The 18,111-nt window shown below is 61.9% G+C and carries 22 protein-coding genes; 13 read left to right on the forward strand and 9 right to left on the reverse strand.

Annotated elements, in window-relative coordinates:
• Positions 1-433 precede the first annotated feature (433 nt).
• From AC244Q_RS17025 to AC244Q_RS17050, 6 genes are all read left to right on the forward strand, one after another.
• Positions 434-1,135 (forward strand): CerR family C-terminal domain-containing protein, encoded by a 702-nt coding sequence (locus AC244Q_RS17025; protein WP_012758635.1) that lies wholly within the window; start codon positions 434-436, stop codon positions 1,133-1,135.
• Entirely contained in the window at positions 1,132-2,145 is a 1,014-nt protein-coding gene (gene hlyD, locus AC244Q_RS17030; RefSeq protein WP_128406837.1) for a secretion protein HlyD, read from the forward strand. The genes AC244Q_RS17025 and hlyD overlap by 4 nt, the downstream gene beginning before the upstream one ends.
• A complete protein-coding gene (locus AC244Q_RS17035) occupies positions 2,142-3,887 on the forward strand; it encodes an ATP-binding cassette domain-containing protein (RefSeq protein ID WP_017994937.1) in 1,746 nt (581 codons plus the stop codon). The genes hlyD and AC244Q_RS17035 overlap by 4 nt, the downstream gene beginning before the upstream one ends.
• Positions 3,884-5,011 (forward strand): ABC transporter permease, encoded by a 1,128-nt coding sequence (locus tag AC244Q_RS17040; protein ID WP_128406838.1) that lies wholly within the window; start codon positions 3,884-3,886, stop codon positions 5,009-5,011. Before AC244Q_RS17035 ends, AC244Q_RS17040 begins: the two co-directional genes overlap by 4 nt.
• Before the next feature lies 1 nt (position 5,012).
• Complete coding sequence (locus AC244Q_RS17045) at positions 5,013-6,122, forward strand: ABC transporter permease (protein WP_003542186.1); 1,110 nt, start codon at positions 5,013-5,015, stop codon at positions 6,120-6,122.
• A 120-nt stretch (positions 6,123-6,242) separates the two neighbouring features.
• Positions 6,243-6,638: a DUF1236 domain-containing protein gene (locus tag AC244Q_RS17050; protein ID WP_003542187.1), complete on the forward strand. Its 396-nt coding sequence runs from the start codon at positions 6,243-6,245 to the stop codon at positions 6,636-6,638.
• Between the two features lie 93 nt (positions 6,639-6,731).
• Here the strand turns inward: AC244Q_RS17050 and AC244Q_RS17055 are convergent, their stop codons facing one another.
• The 4 genes from AC244Q_RS17055 to AC244Q_RS17070 all read right to left on the reverse strand — a co-directional run bounded on the left by AC244Q_RS17055 (position 6,732) and on the right by AC244Q_RS17070 (position 9,685).
• Entirely contained in the window at positions 6,732-7,775 is a 1,044-nt protein-coding gene (locus AC244Q_RS17055; protein ID WP_003542190.1) for a Gfo/Idh/MocA family protein, read from the reverse strand.
• A 9-nt stretch (positions 7,776-7,784) separates the two neighbouring features.
• Positions 7,785-8,570 (reverse strand): ThuA domain-containing protein, encoded by a 786-nt coding sequence (locus AC244Q_RS17060; RefSeq protein WP_012758641.1) that lies wholly within the window; start codon positions 8,568-8,570, stop codon positions 7,785-7,787.
• A gap of 191 nt (positions 8,571-8,761) precedes the next feature.
• The gene (locus AC244Q_RS17065; RefSeq protein ID WP_003542195.1) at positions 8,762-9,103 is read right to left on the reverse strand and encodes an SMR family transporter; all 342 of its coding nucleotides are present in this window, start codon (positions 9,101-9,103) and stop codon (positions 8,762-8,764) included.
• Positions 9,104-9,121: 18 nt separating this feature from the next.
• On the reverse strand, positions 9,122-9,685 hold the full coding sequence (locus AC244Q_RS17070) for a TetR/AcrR family transcriptional regulator (protein ID WP_012758642.1): 564 nt from the start codon (positions 9,683-9,685) through the stop codon (positions 9,122-9,124).
• A 168-nt stretch (positions 9,686-9,853) separates the two neighbouring features.
• On the opposite strand from AC244Q_RS17070, the gene AC244Q_RS17075 reads away from it, so the two are divergent.
• Together AC244Q_RS17075 and AC244Q_RS17080 are read left to right on the forward strand one after the other, a co-directional pair.
• Positions 9,854-10,264 carry a group II truncated hemoglobin gene (locus AC244Q_RS17075; RefSeq protein ID WP_011653148.1) on the forward strand — a complete coding sequence of 137 codons (411 nt, stop codon included), beginning with the start codon at positions 9,854-9,856 and terminating at the stop codon, positions 10,262-10,264.
• Positions 10,261-10,632 (forward strand): DUF423 domain-containing protein, encoded by a 372-nt coding sequence (locus tag AC244Q_RS17080; RefSeq protein WP_128406839.1) that lies wholly within the window; start codon positions 10,261-10,263, stop codon positions 10,630-10,632. The genes AC244Q_RS17075 and AC244Q_RS17080 overlap by 4 nt, the downstream gene beginning before the upstream one ends.
• Before the next feature lie 241 nt (positions 10,633-10,873).
• Here the strand turns inward: AC244Q_RS17080 and hmuQ are convergent, their stop codons facing one another.
• The 5 genes from hmuQ to AC244Q_RS17105 form a co-directional block, all read right to left on the reverse strand.
• Positions 10,874-11,188 (reverse strand): heme-degrading protein HmuQ, encoded by a 315-nt coding sequence (hmuQ, locus tag AC244Q_RS17085; protein ID WP_128406840.1) that lies wholly within the window; start codon positions 11,186-11,188, stop codon positions 10,874-10,876.
• Between the two features lie 9 nt (positions 11,189-11,197).
• Positions 11,198-11,470, reverse strand: coding sequence for a hypothetical protein (locus tag AC244Q_RS17090; protein WP_003542206.1), 273 nt, complete (start codon positions 11,468-11,470; stop codon positions 11,198-11,200).
• Positions 11,467-11,874, reverse strand: coding sequence for a DUF2325 domain-containing protein (locus AC244Q_RS17095; RefSeq protein WP_012758646.1), 408 nt, complete (start codon positions 11,872-11,874; stop codon positions 11,467-11,469). Before AC244Q_RS17095 ends, AC244Q_RS17090 begins: the two co-directional genes overlap by 4 nt.
• A 109-nt stretch (positions 11,875-11,983) precedes the next feature.
• Positions 11,984-13,315 (reverse strand): TonB C-terminal domain-containing protein, encoded by a 1,332-nt coding sequence (locus AC244Q_RS17100; protein WP_128406841.1) that lies wholly within the window; start codon positions 13,313-13,315, stop codon positions 11,984-11,986.
• 54 nt (positions 13,316-13,369) lie between these two features.
• On the reverse strand, positions 13,370-13,792 hold the full coding sequence (locus tag AC244Q_RS17105; protein WP_003542212.1) for a hypothetical protein: 423 nt from the start codon (positions 13,790-13,792) through the stop codon (positions 13,370-13,372).
• A 177-nt stretch (positions 13,793-13,969) separates the two neighbouring features.
• Between AC244Q_RS17105 and hemP the strand changes: the two genes are divergently transcribed.
• From hemP to AC244Q_RS17130, 5 genes are read left to right on the forward strand one after another with little or no spacing between them, the layout of a single operon-like run.
• Positions 13,970-14,152 (forward strand): hemin uptake protein HemP, encoded by a 183-nt coding sequence (gene hemP, locus AC244Q_RS17110; RefSeq protein ID WP_012758649.1) that lies wholly within the window; start codon positions 13,970-13,972, stop codon positions 14,150-14,152.
• Positions 14,153-14,160: 8 nt separating this feature from the next.
• Complete coding sequence (locus AC244Q_RS17115; RefSeq protein WP_128406842.1) at positions 14,161-15,210, forward strand: hemin-degrading factor; 1,050 nt, start codon at positions 14,161-14,163, stop codon at positions 15,208-15,210.
• 11 nt (positions 15,211-15,221) lie between these two features.
• Positions 15,222-16,151 carry a heme/hemin ABC transporter substrate-binding protein gene (locus AC244Q_RS17120; protein WP_012758651.1) on the forward strand — a complete coding sequence of 310 codons (930 nt, stop codon included), beginning with the start codon at positions 15,222-15,224 and terminating at the stop codon, positions 16,149-16,151.
• Between the two features lie 2 nt (positions 16,152-16,153).
• Complete coding sequence (locus AC244Q_RS17125; RefSeq protein ID WP_128406843.1) at positions 16,154-17,266, forward strand: FecCD family ABC transporter permease; 1,113 nt, start codon at positions 16,154-16,156, stop codon at positions 17,264-17,266.
• A gap of 36 nt (positions 17,267-17,302) precedes the next feature.
• A complete protein-coding gene (locus AC244Q_RS17130) occupies positions 17,303-18,097 on the forward strand; it encodes a heme ABC transporter ATP-binding protein (protein ID WP_113546096.1) in 795 nt (264 codons plus the stop codon).
• The last annotated feature ends 14 nt before the right edge of the window (positions 18,098-18,111 follow it).

An 18,111-nucleotide genomic window follows, 5' to 3' on the forward strand; every position in this document is an offset into this window, starting at 1 on the left:
CCGGCGATACGGAACGAGCAAGGCAGTTTTGTGTCAAAACATGGTCACAGGTATCACGAAAAAGTGGCGGGCTTTTTGTTTCGCAGTCGGTTGGCGCCAGACACATTAGTGTCGTGAAAATTAGCGATACTGTATCGCTACCTGTTTAGCAGCCGACCCCGAGGCTTGGTTCATCTTCCCTACCCCTAGAACCCTGAGAGGCCCGTTCCCACGGGCCTCTTTGCCTTCTTTCCGGACATTGCAGAACAGCTGAGACCGCCTGGTCCGAATTGACGCTGAACCGCTGAACGGCACATCTCGATCCCCAATCAGGCAAAGCATCCAGCCATGAGCGATGTCACCTTCGCATCAGCAAAGGCATCGGTCGACAACATCTGCTCTCAGAATATATCAATCGATTGACTTATTTTGTCGTCAATGTTATAAAGCTGTCATGATCAAAGAACACGACAGCCAGTCACCGGCCTCCGCCCGTGCCGATATCGCGCGCCAGAAGATGCTGTCCGCCGCCCTCGACGTCTTCGGCCGCTATGGTTTCGACGGCGCCTCGACACGCCAGCTCACAGAAGCGGCCGGCGTCAACCTGCAGGCAATCCCCTATTATTTCGGCAGCAAGGAAGGTCTCTACATCGCCACCGCCGAATATCTGATGATGCGGATCAATACGCATGTCGGTGACATGAGGGCGCGCGTCGGCGCGCATTTGCTGGCGCTCGACGCGGCGGGAAAATCGCTCGGTGAAGCGGAGGCTCGCCATTTCCTGACCGAGATTTTGCAGACCATGGTGACGCTGTTCGTCGGCAAGGAATCCGAATCCTGGGCGCGCTTCCTGATCCGCGAGCAGATGGAACCGACCGAAGCCTTCACACGGGTCTATCAGGGCCTCATGCGGCCGATGATCGAGATGGGCCGGCGGCTGATCGGCGCCATCCTTCATGAGGATCCCGCCTCGGAACATGTGCGCCTGCGCACCTTTACCCTTCTCGGCAGCATCCTCGTCTTTCGTGTCGCCCATGCAGCCGTGCTCGCCCAGATGGAATGGGACGGCGTCGGCCCGGAACAGGTGGAAACCGTGCGGGGCCTTGCCGCAGAGCTGGTCGATGCCATCGGCCCGCCGAAAGGAAGTGCAGCATGAAACGCGTCCTTCCCCTCGTCATCCTTCTTCTCGTTGCTTCGGGTGCCGCCGCCTGGTGGTACGCGCTGCCCCAAAAGCTCGGCTGGTTGCCTGAGGCCAGCCGCGAATTCGTCCTTTACGGCAATGTCGATATCCGCCAGGTCTCGCTCGGCTTCCGCGTCAGCGGCCGCCTCGCCGAACTCCATGCCGACGAAGGCGACCTCGTCAAAACTGGAACGGTTCTGGCAAAGCTCGATGCAGCACCCTATGAATTCGCGGTCCGCTCGGGCGAAGCCAATGTCGCAGCCCTTCAGGCAACGCTCGACAAGCTGAAGGCCGGTCCGCGGCCGACCGAGATCGCCCAGGCGCGCGCCGCCTATGACGAAAGTATCGCCGATCTCCGCAATGCCAACCTCGCCTATGACCGCGCCCGCCAGTTGCGCCCGCAGGGCACGATTTCCGAGGCGAGCCTTGATCAGGCGACCGCTGCAAGGGCGATGGCCGCCGCACGCTCCGACTCCGCCAACGAGGCGTTGAAACTACTGCTGGAAGGCTCCCGCGTCGAGGATATCGCCGCTGCCGACGCCCAGCTGAAGGCGGCGCAGGCAACGCTCGCTTCGGCCCGCACCTCGCTTGATGATGCCAAACTGCGCGCGCCAAACGACGGCGTCATGCTCTCCCGTGTGCGGGAGAACGGCGCTATCGTTTCCCCCGCCGACACCGTCTTCGTGTTGTCGCTGACGGAACCCGTCTGGGTGCGCACTTATGTTGCCGAACCCGATCTCGGCCTCATCCATCCCGGCATGAAGGTTGCGGTCACCTCCGATACGGCGCCCGACAAACCCTATGAAGGCACGATCGGCTTCATCTCGCCGGTTGCCGAATTCACTCCGAAATCGGTGGAAACGCCGGAACTGAGGACAGACCTCGTCTATCGCCTCAGGATCGTCATCGACAAGCCCGGCCCGGATCTGCGCCAGGGCATGCCGGTTACCGTGCGTTTTCCCACGCCGACGGCGGGCGGACAATGACCGCCGCCGAGACCGGCCGGGGCGACAAGCCGCTCGTCCGGATCGACGGTGTCACCAAGCGCTTCGGCGATGCGCCAGCCGCCCTTGACGCCGTCTCCGGCACGATTGGCAGCGGCGCAATCACCGGTCTCGTCGGCCCTGACGGCGCCGGCAAGACGACGCTGATCCGCCTGATGACCGGCCTGATGCTGCCCGACACGGGAACGATGGAGGTTCTCGGCTTCGACACGCGCAAGAACCCCGCCGGCATCCAGGCGGCGATCGGCTACATGCCGCAGCGCTTCGGTCTCTATGAGGACCTTTCGGTGCAGGAAAACCTCGATCTCTATGCCGATCTGCGGGGCCTGCCGAAAAGCGAACGCGCAAGCGCCTTCGACGAACTGCTCACTTTTACCGACCTCAAGCGTTTCACCGGCAGGCTCGCCGGAAAGCTCTCCGGCGGCATGAAGCAAAAGCTTGGTCTTGCCTGCGCGCTTCTGAAGAAGCCGCGCCTGCTGCTGCTCGACGAGCCGGGCGTCGGCGTCGATCCGATCTCGCGCCGCGACCTCTGGAAGATGGTCGAGAACCTGACGAAGGAAGGCATCGGCGTGCTTTGGTCGACCGCCTATCTCGACGAGGCTGAAGCCTGCGACCATGTGCTGCTCTTGAACCAGGGAAAGCTGCTGTTTTCGGGAAAACCTGATGACATGACCGGCCGTGTTAGCGACCGGGTTTTCCGCGTCTCGGGCATGACAGGGCGCCGCCGGCAGGTGCTCGCCGGGCTTCTGCAGGCCGATGGCGTCATCGACGGCGTGATCCAGGGCGAAGCGATCCGCCTCGTCGCCGCCAGGGACAAGAAACCGGATATCGGCGCGGCCGGCGATGGCGCGACGCTCACCCCTGCCCCGCCGCGCTTCGAGGATGCCTTTATCGACATGCTGGGTGGTGGTCCTGGCGGCCGATCGAGACTGGCCGAGGCGCAAGGGCCGACGAAAGGCGATGACGACCGGCCGGTGATCGAGGCCAAGGGGCTGACCAAGCGCTTCGGCGATTTCACCGCTGCCGACAATATCAGCTTCGATATCCGTCGCGGCGAAATCTTCGGCCTGCTCGGCCCGAACGGCGCCGGCAAATCCACCACCTTCAAGATGCTCTGCGGCCTGCTGAAGCCGACCGGTGGCGAAGGCCGCGTCGCCGGTTTCGACCTTCGTCGCGATGCCGCCGAAGCCCGCAACCAGCTTGGCTATATGGCGCAGAAATTCTCGCTCTATGGCGATCTGACCGTCATGCAGAACCTCGAATTCTTCTCCGGCGTCTATGGCCTTCGCGGAAGACACCGGCGCGAGCGCATTGACCTGATGGCCGGCATCTTCGATTTCGGCCGCCATATCAGCCAGCCGGCCAAGGACCTGCCGCTTGGCCTGAAGCAGCGCCTGGCGCTTGCCTGCGCCGTCATGCACGAGCCACGCGCCCTCTTCCTCGACGAACCGACCTCCGGCGTCGATCCGATCACCCGGCGCGAATTCTGGACGCATATCAACGCGCTGGTCGAAAAGGGCGTTACCGTGCTCGTCACCACCCATTTCATGGACGAGGCGGAATATTGCGACCGCATCTCGCTGATCTATCGCGGCCGCTCGATCGCGCTTGGTTCGCCCGATGAATTGAAGGCCCGCGTCGCGACCAAGGAGCTGCCTGACCCGACAATGGAGGATGCCTTCATCGCCCTGGTGCAGCAATCCGAGAAGGAGGATGCAGCATGAGCACCTCTTCCGGCCGGATGCGACGTCTCTTGGCCCTCGTGCGCAAGGAAAGCTTCCAGGCGATCCGCGATCCGAGCAGCATCCTCATCGCCTTCGTGCTGCCGCTGATCCTGCTCTTTCTCTTCGGCTACGGCGTCTCGCTCGATACCACCCGCACCCGCATCGGCCTCGTGACCGAGGAGATGACGCCGCTGACGCAGGATCTCTCGGCCAGTTTCCAGGCCTCGCGCTATTTCGATGTGGCCATCGGCCGCGACCGGCGTCTGTTCGAGGAAGACCTCGTGCTCGGCAAGCTGCGCGGCATCGTCGTCATCCCCGCCGACTTCACCACGCGCTACACCGCCGGCAACCGCCCCGATATCCAGGTGATCGTCGATGGCTCCGAACCGAACACGGCGAATTTCGTGCAGAACTATGCCCAAGGCACCGTTGCCAACTGGGAGCGGCAGAGGCAGGCGGACGTCGCCTCCCACAGTCCCGCCATTTCGGTCGAACAGCGCTTCTGGTTCAATCCTGAACTGACCAGCCGCAATTTCCTCGTGCCCGGCTCGATCGCCATCGTCATGACGCTGGTCGGCACGCTTTTGACCTCGCTCGTCGTCGCCCGCGAATGGGAGCGGGGTACGATGGAAGCGATGATGGCGACACCGGTGACAGCGGTCGAACTGCTCGCCGGCAAGATCCTGCCCTATTTTCTGCTCGGCCTCACCTCGATGACGCTCTGCGTGCTGCTTGCGGTCTTTCTCTTCGGCGTGCCGTTCCGCGGCTCCGTCGCTGCTCTTTATGCGCTGTCGGCCGCTTTCCTGATCCCGGCGCTTGGCCAGGGCCTGTTGATATCGACGGCCACGAAGAACCAGTTCCTTGCCTCGCAGCTGGCGCTGATCTCGGCCTTTCTCCCTGCTTTCCTGCTGTCTGGCTTCCTCTTCGAGATCAATTCCATGCCGACCGCGATCCAGTGGATCACCTTCATCGTGCCGGCGCGCTACCTGATCCCCAGCCTGCAGACGGTGTTCCTGGCCGGCGATATCTGGCCGATGTTTCTGCAGGCGATCGGCGTGATGCTGACGATCGGCGCCATCATGTTCGTGCTTGCAGCCCGCAGCACCAGAAAGAGGATCGGTTGAGATGTGGACAAGGCTCTACGCCCTGATCGTCAAGGAACTGCTCGCCGTCCTGCGTGATCCCAAGGGCCGCGCCATCCTGATCGGCCCGCCGATCGTCCAGCTTCTCGTCTTCTCCTATGCGGCGACGCTCGAAGTCCGCAATGTCGACGTGATGATCCTCAACCGCGACAACGGTCACTGGGGCCAGGAACTGATCGAGCGCATCGATGGCTCGCCAACCTTCCGGAAAATCGAGATTGCAGGAAGCCAGGCGGAGGTCCGGGTGGCGATCGACAACCAGACGGCCATTGCGGCCGTTGAGATCGGCCCGGACTTTTCCCGCAATATTGAGGCGGGAGCGCCGGCCGACCTGCAGGTGGTGCTCGACGGCCGCCGCTCCAACGCCTCGCAGATCGTCGCGGGCTATCTCTCGCAGATCGGCGCCGCCCTCGCCGCCGAGACGCCAGCCGGCAAACGTGCCGGCGCCGACATCGTCTCGACAGTGCCGCGCAACTGGTTCAACCCGAACCTGACCTATCAATGGTTCATGGTGCCGAACCTGATCGCCAGCATCGCGCTGCTGATCGGTCTCATCGTCACGGCGCTGTCGATCGCCCGCGAGCGCGAACTCGGCACCTTCGACCAGTTGATGGTCTCGCCGCTGCGCATCCACGAGATCCTGATCGGCAAACTGATCCCGCCGATGATGATCGGCCTCTTCCACATTACCGTCTATATCCTGGCCGCCGTCTTCCTCTTCGAGGTGCCGCTGCGCGGCTCGCTCTTCCTGCTTTACGGCAGCGCGATCTTCTATCTCGGCTCGGTCGCCGGCCTTGGCCTCTTCATCTCGGCGCTGTCGATGACACAACAGCAGGCGATCCTCGGCGCCTTCCTTTTCATGGTTCCGGCCATGCTGCTCTCAGGCTTTGCGACGCCGATCGAGAACATGCCGGGCTGGTTGCAACCGGTGACCCTGATCAATCCGCTGCGCTATTTCCTGGTGATCGTCAAAGGCGTCTTCCTCAAGGATATTCCGCTGAGCGAGGTGGTGAACCAGACGATTCCGCTGGCGCTGATCGCCACTGTTACGCTCAGCGCCGCCGCCTGGCTCTTCCGCCGGCGGCTGGAATAACCAATGCTTCGGCCGCCTCACAGAATGTGAACCGGCCTTCCAAAGCGTGACTCTCTCCTGCCGGAACCTCGGATTGGCGCGGTCGTTACCCAAACGCAACCCCAGCAAAGGAGAAGCAAAATGTACAAGATCCTACTTGTCTCCAGCGCCCTTGCGCTTTCGTCGCTCGCCACCAATGCGCTGGCTGACGGAGCCGTCACCGGTGCAGCCGGTGGCGCCATCACCGGCGCAATCGTCGGCGGCCCCGTGGGTGCTGCCATTGGCGGCGTGGCCGGCGGTGTTGCCGGTGCCGTTGTCGATCCGCCGCCGCGCGAGGTCGTCACCTATGTCCAGCAGCAGCCGGCCCCGACCGCTTCCGTGGTCGTCCAGGAACCGATTGTCGTCGGCAAGCCGCTTCCGGCGGATGTCGTCGTGACACCGGTACCTGACAATCCGAAATATGCCTATACGGTCATCAACAATCAACACGTGATTGTCGAACCGCGCACCCACCGCGTGGTGCAGGTGATTGAATAAACAGGAAGAAAGGGTCCGCTTCCGGACCCTTTCTTCTCTAAGCGAAAACCGCCGCCCGGAAAGGACGGCGGTCGTGCTGTCTGATCGGGCGGATCAGACCTTCAGCTCGCGGCGCTCGCGTTCGGTCACCATCGCGAGGTCGAGCACCTTCTGCAGGTTGGCGGCGTGGCGGAAGTTCGGGTCCGGCTGGATGCCGCTTGCCACGGCCTCGGCAAAACGCTGGTAGTTGGTCGCCACCGGTTCAACCTCGATCTTCGTCCAGGTGGCGGTTTCGACATCCTCGCCGAGGCAGCCATGCAGCTCGGAACCGCTGGGACGATGGATGACCTCAAGGCTGCCCCTCTCGCCATAAATGCGCAGCTTCAACTCGTTCAGATGCCCTGTCGCCCAGCGGCTGGCATGGATGACGCCGAGCGCACCGTTGGCAAAATCGACGGACATGGTGAAGCTGTCATTGGCATCGAGCAGATATTCGCCGATCTGGCCGCCCGGCGCCTTGTTGAACGTCTTCAACCGGGCAAAGACGTGATCGATGTCGGTCGCCGCGCCATAGGCGGCGAAATCGAGAATATGGATGCCGACGTCGCCAAGCACGCCGTTCGAACCGTGGCCGGTGGAAAGCCGCCACAGCCAGGTCGATTCCGTGCGCCAGTCACCCCAGGCGCGCGACACCAGCCAGCTCTGGAGATAGGAGGCTTCCACGTGTCTGATCGTGCCGAGCTCGCCGGCGAGCACCATCTCGCGGGCGCGCTGCAGCGGCGCGACGTTGCGATAGGTGAGGTTGACCATGTTGATGACGCCGGCCTTTTCGGCCGCCTCCGTCATCTCCAGCGCCTTCGCATAGTTCTCCGCCAGCGGCTTTTCGCAGAACACATGCTTGCCCGCAGCAATCAGCGCCATCGTCGTCGGGTGATGGATGCGGTCGGGCGTGACATTTGTCGCCGCATCGAATTCACCCCAGGCGATCGCCTCCTCCAGCGAAAGAAATCGCTTTTCGATGTTGAACTTGTCGGCAAAGGCCGAAAGCCGCTCGGGATCGGTGTCGACGGCGCCGACCACCGTCACGCCGTCGATGAGGGGGAAGCGGGCGAGCTGGTTTTTCGCCATCACCCCCGTGCCAAGAACGAGTAGTCGCATGGATGCTCCTCAGCGGTAACCGGCTTCGCCGGCCTGGTGCAGTCTTGGGCCGCGTTCGACGATCGGCTCCAGTGCTTTTTCTACCGGCACATTTGGAGCATCGGTAATGCTCTTCAATGCACCCTCGGGATTATAGGCCCACTTCACGCCGTTGATCAGCACCTTCTGGACATTGACGTCATGATAGGTCGGATAGGTCTCGTGGCCGGGGCGGAAATAGAAGATGTTGCCGGCGCCGCGGCGCCAGGTCAGGCCTGAGCGGAACACTTCGCCGCCCTGGAACCAGGAGATGAACACCGTTTCGAGCGGTTCCGGCACAGAGAACTGCTCGCCATACATTTCCTCGTTCTCAAGCTCGAAATGCTCGCCGATACCGGCGGCGATCGGATGGCGCTGGTTGATCGTCCACAGTCGCTCGCGCTCACCCGCCTCGCGCCACTTCAGCGCGCAGGGCGTGCCCATCAGCCGCTTGAAGATCTTGGAGAAATGGCCGGAATGCAGCACAAGCAGGCCCATGCCTTCCCAGACGCGCTTGGCGACACGCTCGACAACCACATCGGAGACCGCGCCGTGATCCTTGTGGCCCCACCAGGTCAAGACGTCGGTCTCAGTAAGACGTGCTTCGCTGAGGCCGTGCTCCGGCTCCTGCAGCGTCGCTGTCGTCGCCGAGATACTTGGATCGGTGTTCAGCGCATTGGCGATCGTAGTGTGCATGCCCTCGGGATAGATCCCCCGGACGATCTCATTGGTAGTCTCGTGAATATTCTCTCCCCAGACGACGGTGCGAATGGCCATGATGTGCTCCTGTAGAACCTGGAAATATCGATAGGCGGGAAGGCAGGATTCAAAGCGCTTTGGAAAACGGCGCTGGCTGCGCCTCGTCTCCTCCACGTCCAAGGAACACATAGACCTTTGTCAGTATTTTGACAAAGGGGAAAATTTATCGGCCGAAGGCGGAGAAGCCGCCTGCCAATATCACAGCAATATCAATGCGAAACGGACTTCGAGAACAGATTGACGACCATAACGCCCGATATGATCAGCCCAAGGCCGACGATCGCCGGCAGGTCGAGGCGCTGCTTGAAGAACACCAGGCCGACCGAGGAAATCAGCACGATTCCCAAAGCGCTCCAAATCGCATAGGCGATACCGACCGGGATGCTTTTCAGAGTCAGCGACAGGCAATAGAAGGCGGCCGCATAACAGGCGACGACGAGTGCCGTCGGCCCGATGCGGGTAAACTGCTGCGACAGCTGCAGTGCGGTCGTGCCGATGACCTCGAGCACGATGGCTGCAAACAGCAGCCCGTAGACGGCGGCCTGGCTCATGGCGAATTCCTTTTCGAATTACTTGCCGGTCAGTTCGACAAGGCGATCGATAAGATCCCGCCTCACAACGCCGTTGATATCATGGCTTTCCAACGTATCTGCGAACCAAAGACCGTCGGCGGCGAAACGCACGACTTGCGCGTCGAGGGAGGAGTCTGTGCCGATATATTCCTCCGCCCGCGCCTGCACCCATTGGCGCCAACGAAGACGCAGCCGGGGTTCGGCAAGAAGCGCGATCGTCACCTGCGTCCAACTCCTGGAATCGTCGGGACGCTCCTTGAGACCGGATACCGCCCTCAGATAAGCGCGGGTGAAGCGCCCCTGCGGCAGCGGATCGCCGCGCATCAGTTCCTCTATATCGGCGTCGAACTTTTCGAGCAGGCTCTCGAACAGCGCATCGAGCAGCGCATTCTTCGTCGGGAAGTGATGCAGCAGCCCGCCCTTGCTGACGCTGGACGCAGCGGAAACCGCATCGAGCGTGACGGCGGCCATGCCGTCGCTGGCAGCAAGGCGCGCGGCGACCTCCAGCAACTGCTGGCGCACGAGCACGGGCTGTTTCTTGCGATGATGAGCGTTCGACATGCAGATAAAAGATACCGTCCGGACGGTTTTGTCAAGGAGAATCGGCCGCAACCCCTGCCGTGCCGGCATTATGCGCGAAATGCCGCGGCAACTTGATGACAGTTGCGATCATTTTCCGACCGGTGCATGAAGAGGCCGGGGAATGGTTGAGGCAATGGGGATGGTTTCGTGACGGAGAAGGTCACCACCTTATATCAGGCGATCGGCGGCGATCCTGTCGTGCGGGCACTGACGCACCGCTTCTACGAACTGATGGACAGGCTGCCGGAGGCGAGCAACGTGCGGGCCGTGCACCCGCCGAGCCTTGAGGGCAGCGAAGAGAAATTCTACGAATATATGACCGGTTATCTCGGCGGCCCGCCGCTCTATACCGACAAGCGCGGCCATCCGCGTCTGCGCAGCCGCCATTTCGTCGCCGAGATCGGCCCTGTCGAGCGCAACGAGTGGCTGCTCTGTTTTCGCCGCGCCCTGGACGAGACGATATCGAGCCAGGAGCTGCGCGATCTCATCTGGGCACCGGTCGAACGGCTCGCCTATCACATGCAGAACAAGGCCCCTGACGACAAGGAACAACCATGAGCTTGAACGCGCGTCTGGAGCCGGTGCTCTATCTCTTTGCCGGCCTGTTTGGCGTAGCCGGCGTGGCGCTTGCCGCCCTTGCTGCCCATGGCGGCGGCGAGGCCAATCTTGCGGCATCCGCATCTGCCATGTGCCTTGCCCACGCCCCTGCCCTGCTGGCATTGGCTCTCGGCAACGTCAGGCTCAGAACCGCCTGGCTGGCCGGTTTGCTGATGATTGTCGGAACGCTGCTTTTTGCGGGCGATCTCGTCACTCTGCGCTTTTCCGGCTCCGGCCTCTTCCCCTATGCCGCGCCGACCGGCGGCTGGGCAATGATGCTTGGTTGGCTGGCCGTTGCGGCAGGCGCGGTTCTGCGCGTCAGGGCTTGAGAGCTTTTACTGACCGTTCAAGCCCTCTCCTCCCTCATTCCTGTGCCTGTCACAGGAATCCAGTGCGCCCAAGTCCTTGGGCGCAAAAGACTCTTCCCCCGCGATATGGGTTCATTCACGGCGCGGACGCACCGTGGCTGGATTCCTGTGACGAGCACAGGAATGAGGATGCGCGTGGGGCCAAGGCGAATACAAAGCCAAGATTTCAACCAAGAGCTAAGTCACGCCGCATCAACCGCAATTAAATGCCGTCGACCACGTTGAAACCCTCGAAAACAGGCGGCCCCTTGTAGATCGCCTTGTGATCGCCGGCATTGCGGTGCGCCGCGCGAAAGCTCTCGGACTTCGTCCAGTTCTGAAAATCTGCTTCGCTTTTCCAGATCGTGTGCGAGGAGTAGAGCGTATAGCCTTCCTCGTCGTTGACCTTGCCGCGCAGCAGGCGGAATTCGACGAAACCGGGCACCTCGGGCAGGCTGGAATCGCGATTGCGCCAGACCGTCTCGAAATCGCCTTCGCTCCCGGTTGCAACCTTGAAGCGGTTCATTGCGATATACATGGAATCTCCCTACGCCTTCCTCTTGCCCGCCCTTGCAGAACGCAAGGGAAAGGCGAGAACATTATCGCCGTTTGCCGCTGCTGGGCCAAGCGGTCTTGTTGTCGCTTCCCCGGGCATGCGCGCTTCCCAGGTCGGGAACAGCGTCACATTCTGGTAGATCTGCTGGCGTTCGGCATGCTGCTGGAAAAGTTCGTAGAGTTCGGGCACGAGGCCCTCGCCTGTCTGCGCGGCGAGCTTATGCAGGCCGATCATGGTGAAGCCGTCGGGGCGCTGGTCGTTCATCGGGAATTGTCTCGTTCGTTCATCGTCTGCAGCGCACGCTCTAGGCTGGACTTGCTGCCGTTGCGAAGCGGGATGAAGGTCTTGCTGAACTTCTTGCAGCCGGTCTTCACACGCAGGCAGGCATCGTGGCTGATACAGTCGATGGGGCAGAAGACGCAGTCGACCGAGGGAAGCAGAGTATCAATGCGGGAAACCGCTTCGCGCAGACCGCCATCATGGTGGATGAGCTCAGCGCCGAAATTGCTGCAGATCTGGCGAAGATGCGCCACCTGGCAGTCACGGCCACCGACATAGAGGAAACTGCGGCCATCCAGTTTGGACCGTCCGAGGGATGCCTGACCAGCGTCCTCGCCCACGCTATCGCGGACATCCCGGTTCGAACCCTTCTTGCCCTTGCGAGCCATATGCCACCCGTTCGCTCGTTGATCGTCACACGATTCCTGCGTGTGCGAGCGGACCTTATTAAACTTGATTTTTAGAGTAAAGTATAAAGTTGATTATTTTTATCATATTTTATCGAGCCGTGACTTGGACAGGAAAACTGTACGAGCGCGAGGATCCGGCCCAGTCATCCGGCATAGCGGGAAGATTACAGGAAGCGATCCGGGACAAAACGGCGCCATCCACCTCGGCCAAGCCCGAACCTCGGACAAGGCCCGACGCGGTGACATCTCCGTTGCGATTGATCGTAATGCGGACATTCAAGGATGCAGAATTGCGACGATATCGCGATTCAATCCGGTCAACGCAACGGAACAGTCGCGAGACGATCTTGCCCTTGTAATTGGCTTCGGATGCACCGCCCGATCCACTCCGTCCGCCCGACGTGCGTGAATTATTGTCTGAATTGGCGTCTGCCTGCCCGTCCGCGGCGCCCCTACGTGACTCCTGTTTGGCCTCTCCCTCTGAACCCTGTGCCTTCTTCGGGGGCTGCTTTCTTTCGATCGGCTTCTTTTCTACCGGCTTTTCCAACTTCGGTTTCGGCTGCGGCGTGACGATCTCTGTCGGCGGTTCCGGCTCGGGAGAAATCGCGGCCGTCTCGACAGGCTTGATCTCGTCCGGTTCGGATTGCATCGCGGTTGCGACGGGTGGCGCGGTGGATGTTATCGGCATCTCCGGGGATTGCTCCGGCACCACTGCCGACATTGGCTGCGCAACTGAAGTTTCCGCAGGAGTTTCCGATACGAGCACCTCTGGTTCCGCTGTCGTCACTGTCTCCGCTGACTGACGCGTGACTTCCTGCGTGGGCTGAACGGCTTCGACCGGCTCTGCATCGGTCGGCTGGACGGTTTCCGGTTGGACGGCCTCCGGCTGCATTTCCGTTGTTTCTACTGGCTTGACCGTGTCGGGTTCGACAGCTTCCGGAACAATTTCTTGCTGGATGGTCACCTCGGTCTCGCCAGCGGCGCTCTGATCGGCGTCAGAACTGCCGAGCATGACGACGCTGATCGCTTCGCCCGCCTCCATCAGTGTTTCATCCGAAGGCTTGGGTATGACCAGGAACAGCGTGACGGCCAGTGCAGTATGAAAAAAAAACGATCCGACACAAGTCAGCGCCACCCGTCGCCGCACCGGTGCCTTCTCGTCCTCCTGCTTTTCCACCGCTGCATCCATCGGCGGCGCAGGGACAGAGGCTGTCGGTTCGGTTTCCGGATGATCGGGAAAGGAGGAGATCTGTGCGAAGCGCGCGTAGTGGACCACCGCCTCACCGGCCGGCTGCCGCTGCACATTGCGCAGGTCGGAAAGCTCGTGGCCGGGATGCATGTTGTTATCGTTCAGACCGCCGTCAGCGTCCGGCTCCCCGATGAGCACCTGTCTCGATCTGGTCTTCGCTGAAATTGCCATCTTATGCCTCGGACAGTCTGGACATGCCCGCCGGGATTCATTCCCGGCGTATTCTTAGCCCTCGAAGGGAACCGAAATCTGCGAGCGGGTGACGAGACCCTTCATGCATTCGCCGGCCGCCGGACCGTCGCAGACCGGCGTGTCGTTGATGATGATGCGGGTGACCGTCTCGCACTTCACATTCGGCATATCGAATTGGCGCACGCGCTTCTTGCCCTGCGGCAGATCGCGGAAGTCGAGCACGGTGATGCGGTCGACGGCATTCTTGTCGTTGAAAAAAGCAAGCTCGAAGGAGATCTTGTTGATCGGGGTCTGGAGATTGTTCTCGGCGACGAAAGTCATCATGCAGCCCTTTTGCGATGGCGCCAGAGCGTTGAGTTCGACATCCAGCTTGGCGGTTGCCGCATCCTGCGCCTGGCAAATGCCTGAAACCGCCATCACCATGCCGGCTGCAACAGCCGCAAACCTACCCGTCATCATCTTCTCCGCCATTGTCGCGAACCGCCGCCAGGCGGCCTCATATCAGCAATCTCAAAAACTTGACTGCATTTGTCTCCTATTGCGTCTTTAAAAAACTATGAGTAAGAAAGTCAAGATAATTGTCATCACAACCGGGGACCCCTGATCACCGGCCTTATGGAATTGCCAACCGAAATGATGGTTGAAAAGCCAGATAACTTTAAGCACGTGCCGCTGCAGAGCGAGCCTGCGGCGCAGCACCGGATCGTCGAAAGCGCGGATCTTTTCCGCGGCACGAACGAGATCATGATAAGACATGACGGCTTGGTCTATCGCCTGAAGATCACCCGTCAGGGCAAGCTCATTCTCAATAAGTAGGGTAGGATATGACCGAACAGACAAGACCGGCGCCAGCCGAAATCCGTGCGTTTCGCGCTGACAATCCGAAGATGCGCGAGCGTGATATCGCCGCCCAGCTGAAGATTTCCGAGGCAGCCCTCGTCGCCGCCGAAACAGGCATCAGCGTGACCCGAATCGATGGCAGTGCGCTGAAGCTTCTCGAGCGCGTGGCCGGCCTCGGCGAAGTCATGGCGCTGTCGCGCAACGAAAGTGCCGTTCACGAGAAGATCGGTGTCTTCGAAAACATCAAGAGCGGCGCGCAGGCCGCGATCGTTCTCGGCGAGAATATCGATCTGCGCATCTTCCCGAGCCGCTGGGAGCATGGTTTCGCCGTATCCAAGAAGGATGGTGACCAGGAGCGCCTCAGCCTGCAATATTTCGATAAGGCGGGCAACGCGGTGCACAAGGTGCACCTGCGCCCGAGCTCGAATGTCGAGGCCTATCACGCGATCGTCGCCGAGTTGAAGCTGGAAGAACAGTCGCAGGAATTTGTCGAGGCTGAGACCTCGAACGCCGTCGATGAAACCGCCGACGTCAACCGCGACGAACTGCGCGACAACTGGAGCAAGCTCACCGATACGCATGAGTTCTTCGGCATGCTGAAGCGCCTGAAGATCGGCCGCCAGGCGGCCGTGCGCACCGTCGGCGACGACTATGCCTGGAAGCTCGACAACAGCGCGACGGCAGACATGATGCATGCCTCGGTGAAATCCGGCCTGCCGATCATGTGCTTCGTCGCCAATAACGGCATCGTCCAGATCCATTCCGGCCCGATCTTCAACGTGCAGCCGATGGGTCCGTGGATCAATATCATGGACCCGACCTTTCACCTGCATCTGCGCCAGGATCACATCGCCGAGACCTGGGCCGTACGCAAGCCGACCACCGACGGCCACGTCACCTCGCTGGAGGCCTACAATGCCGAAGGCGAGATGATCATCCAGTTCTTCGGCAAGCGGCAGGAAGGTTCCGACGAACGCGCGGAGTGGCGCGAGATCATCGAAAACCTGCCGCGGGCAGCAAGCGTGGCCGCATAAGGATCGCAACGATGACGACGCGTAACAATCTGCGCCGGATCCGCCCTTGGGAACTGGCCCTGACGGCGGCCGTCATGGCGCTGCCGCTAATCCCGACGGCGCGGGCGGTCGACGGCTTTGCCTTCGTCCGCGCCGCCCACGCCGAAGAAAAGAAGCTCGACACGTCGCGCCTGGTTTCTGTCGGTGGCGACATCACCGAGATCGTCTATGCGCTCGGCGAAGAAAACCGGCTGATCGCCCGCGACACGACGAGCATCTATCCGGAGGCGGCGCTGAAGCTGCCCAATGTCGGTTACATGCGCGCGCTCTCGCCGGAAGGCATCCTCGCCATGAACCCGACGGCGATCATCGCCGTCGAAGGTTCGGGCCCGCAGGAGGCGCTCTCCGTGCTGAAAAATGCCAGCGTGCCCTTCGAGTCCGTGCCGAGCGCCTTTACCCGCGACGGCATCATCGCCAAGATCGACCGTGTCGGCACGCTGCTGGGCGTGCCCGACAAGGCGAAGGCGCTTGAAGAAAAGGTCGCGGCCGATCTCGACGCGGCGATCGCCGATGCCGAAAAGCGCCCGGAGGCCGAGCGCAAGCGCGTTCTCTTCATCCTCAGCGCCCAGAACGGCCGGATTATGGCATCGGGCACCGGCACGGCCGCCGATGGCATCGTCAAGCTCGCCGGCGCCATCAACGCAGTCGGCGCATTCCCGGGCTACAAGCCGTTGACGGACGAGGCGATCATCGAAGCCAAGCCCGACATCATCCTGATGATGAATCGCGGCGACGGCGCCGGCACCAAGAACGAGGACCTGCTGGCTCAGCCGGCGATCGCGCTGACGCCGGCAGGCGAGAAAAAAGCGATCATCCGAATGGATGGCGTCTACCTGCTCGGCTTCGGCCCGCGCACCGCAGCCGCCGCGCGCGAGCTCAACACGGCGATCTACGGGGGCTGATCATGGCCCTGCCGCAAGCCATGATGGAACAAAGGCGACGATTCACGATGGCGGACATCCGCGAAATCAGGCAGGCGGGCGACAGGACGCGGCTCGCCTTGCTGGCGATCGCGCTGCTCGTCGTCGGCTCGGTCTTTTCGATGCTGTTTTCGGTGACGACAGGCGCCTCGGATGCCTCGATCCTCGACGTCATCAGCAACATGGCCGGTTCCGAGACGGCGCTCAGCACGCGTGACCGGATCATCATCTTCGATATCCGCCTGCCAAGGGCGATCCTCGGTTTCCTGATCGGCGCGTCGCTGGCCGTTTCCGGCACGGTGATGCAAGGCCTGTTCCGCAATCCGCTGGCCGATCCCGGCCTCGTCGGCGTCTCCTCCGGCGCAAGTTTTGGCGCGGTTGCCATGATCGTCCTCGGTGGCGGTCTCGCAGCGCCGATCGAGGCGCTTCTCGGCATCTACGCTCTGCCGACAGCCGCTTTCGGCGGCGGCCTCGTCACGACGCTGCTGCTCTACAGGATCGCCACCCGTCACGGACAGACCTCGGTGGCGACGATGCTGCTTGCCGGCATCGCGCTCGGCGCGCTCGCCCTCGCCATCACGGGACTGCTGATCTACATGGCCAACGACCAGCAGCTGCGCGACCTGACCTTCTGGAGCATGGGCTCGCTTGCCGGCGCCACGTGGACGAAGATCGCCGCCGCCAGCCCGATCATCCTGTTGTCCTTTACCGCCCTGCCCTTCATGGCCCGCGGCCTCAATGCCATCACGCTCGGTGAGGCGGCCGCCTTTCATATGGGCGTGCCGGTGCAGCGGCTGAAGAATGTCGCGATCGTCGGTGTCGCTGCGGCGACCGGCGCGTCCGTCGCCGTCAGCGGCGGCATCGGTTTCGTCGGGATCGTCGTGCCGCATATCCTGCGCATGGCGATCGGCCCCGACCATCGTTTCCTGCTGCCGGCCGCAGCTCTTCTCGGCGGCTCCCTGCTGATCTTCGCAGATGTCTTGGCGCGCACCCTGGTCGCCCCGGCCGAGCTGCCGATCGGCATCATCACGGCGGCGGTCGGCGGGCCGTTCTTCCTGTGGATCCTGCTGAGGCAGCGTTCGCGCCTTGCCCTGTGAGTGATGTCGTGAGTGACCCCCGTGAGTGACATTGAGATGATCGAAGTTTCCGGCGTCTCCGTGCGCCTTTCCGGCAAAACCATCATCAGCGACGTGACTTTTGCGGCAAAGGCCGGCGAACTGACGGCGATTGCCGGGCCGAACGGCTCCGGCAAGACGACGACGATGAAAGCCATCTCCGGCGAACTTGCCTATGGCGGCTCGGTGCGCATCGGCGACGACGAAGTACAGGCGCTGAAACCCTGGCAGCTTGCCGCCATTCGTGGGGTACTGCCGCAGGCAAGCACCATCTCCTTTCCCTTCACCGTGCGCGAGATCGTCCGCATGGGCCTGACGTCAGGCCTCAACCTGCGTCCCGACAAGGCCGAGCAGACGGCGACGGCAGCGCTTGCCTCCGTCGACTTGACCGGCTTCGAAGGCCGTTTCTATCAGGAACTCTCCGGCGGCGAGCAGCAGCGCGTGCAGCTTGCCCGCGTGCTCTGCCAGATCGCCGAGCCCATCGTCGACGGCAAGCCCTGCTGGCTGCTGCTCGACGAGCCGGTCTCGAGCCTCGACATCAGCCACCAGCTGACCATCATGACGCTCGCCCGCAATTTCTGCGAACGCGGCGGCGGTGTCATCGCCGTCATGCACGATCTCAACCTGACGGCGCTCTTTGCCGACCGCATCGTGCTGATGAAATCCGGCCGTCTCGCCGCTGCCGGCAGCATAGGCGAAGTGCTGACGAACGAAACGATGCTCTCGGTGTTCGGCTGCGCGCTGCGGATCAACCAGGTACCATCAGATGGCACGCCCTTCGTACTCGCCCATAGCGCCGTTTCCCGCCCCTGAGCACCGCGCGAGCG

The sequence above is a fragment of the Rhizobium sp. CB2179 genome, from assembly GCF_057653455.1.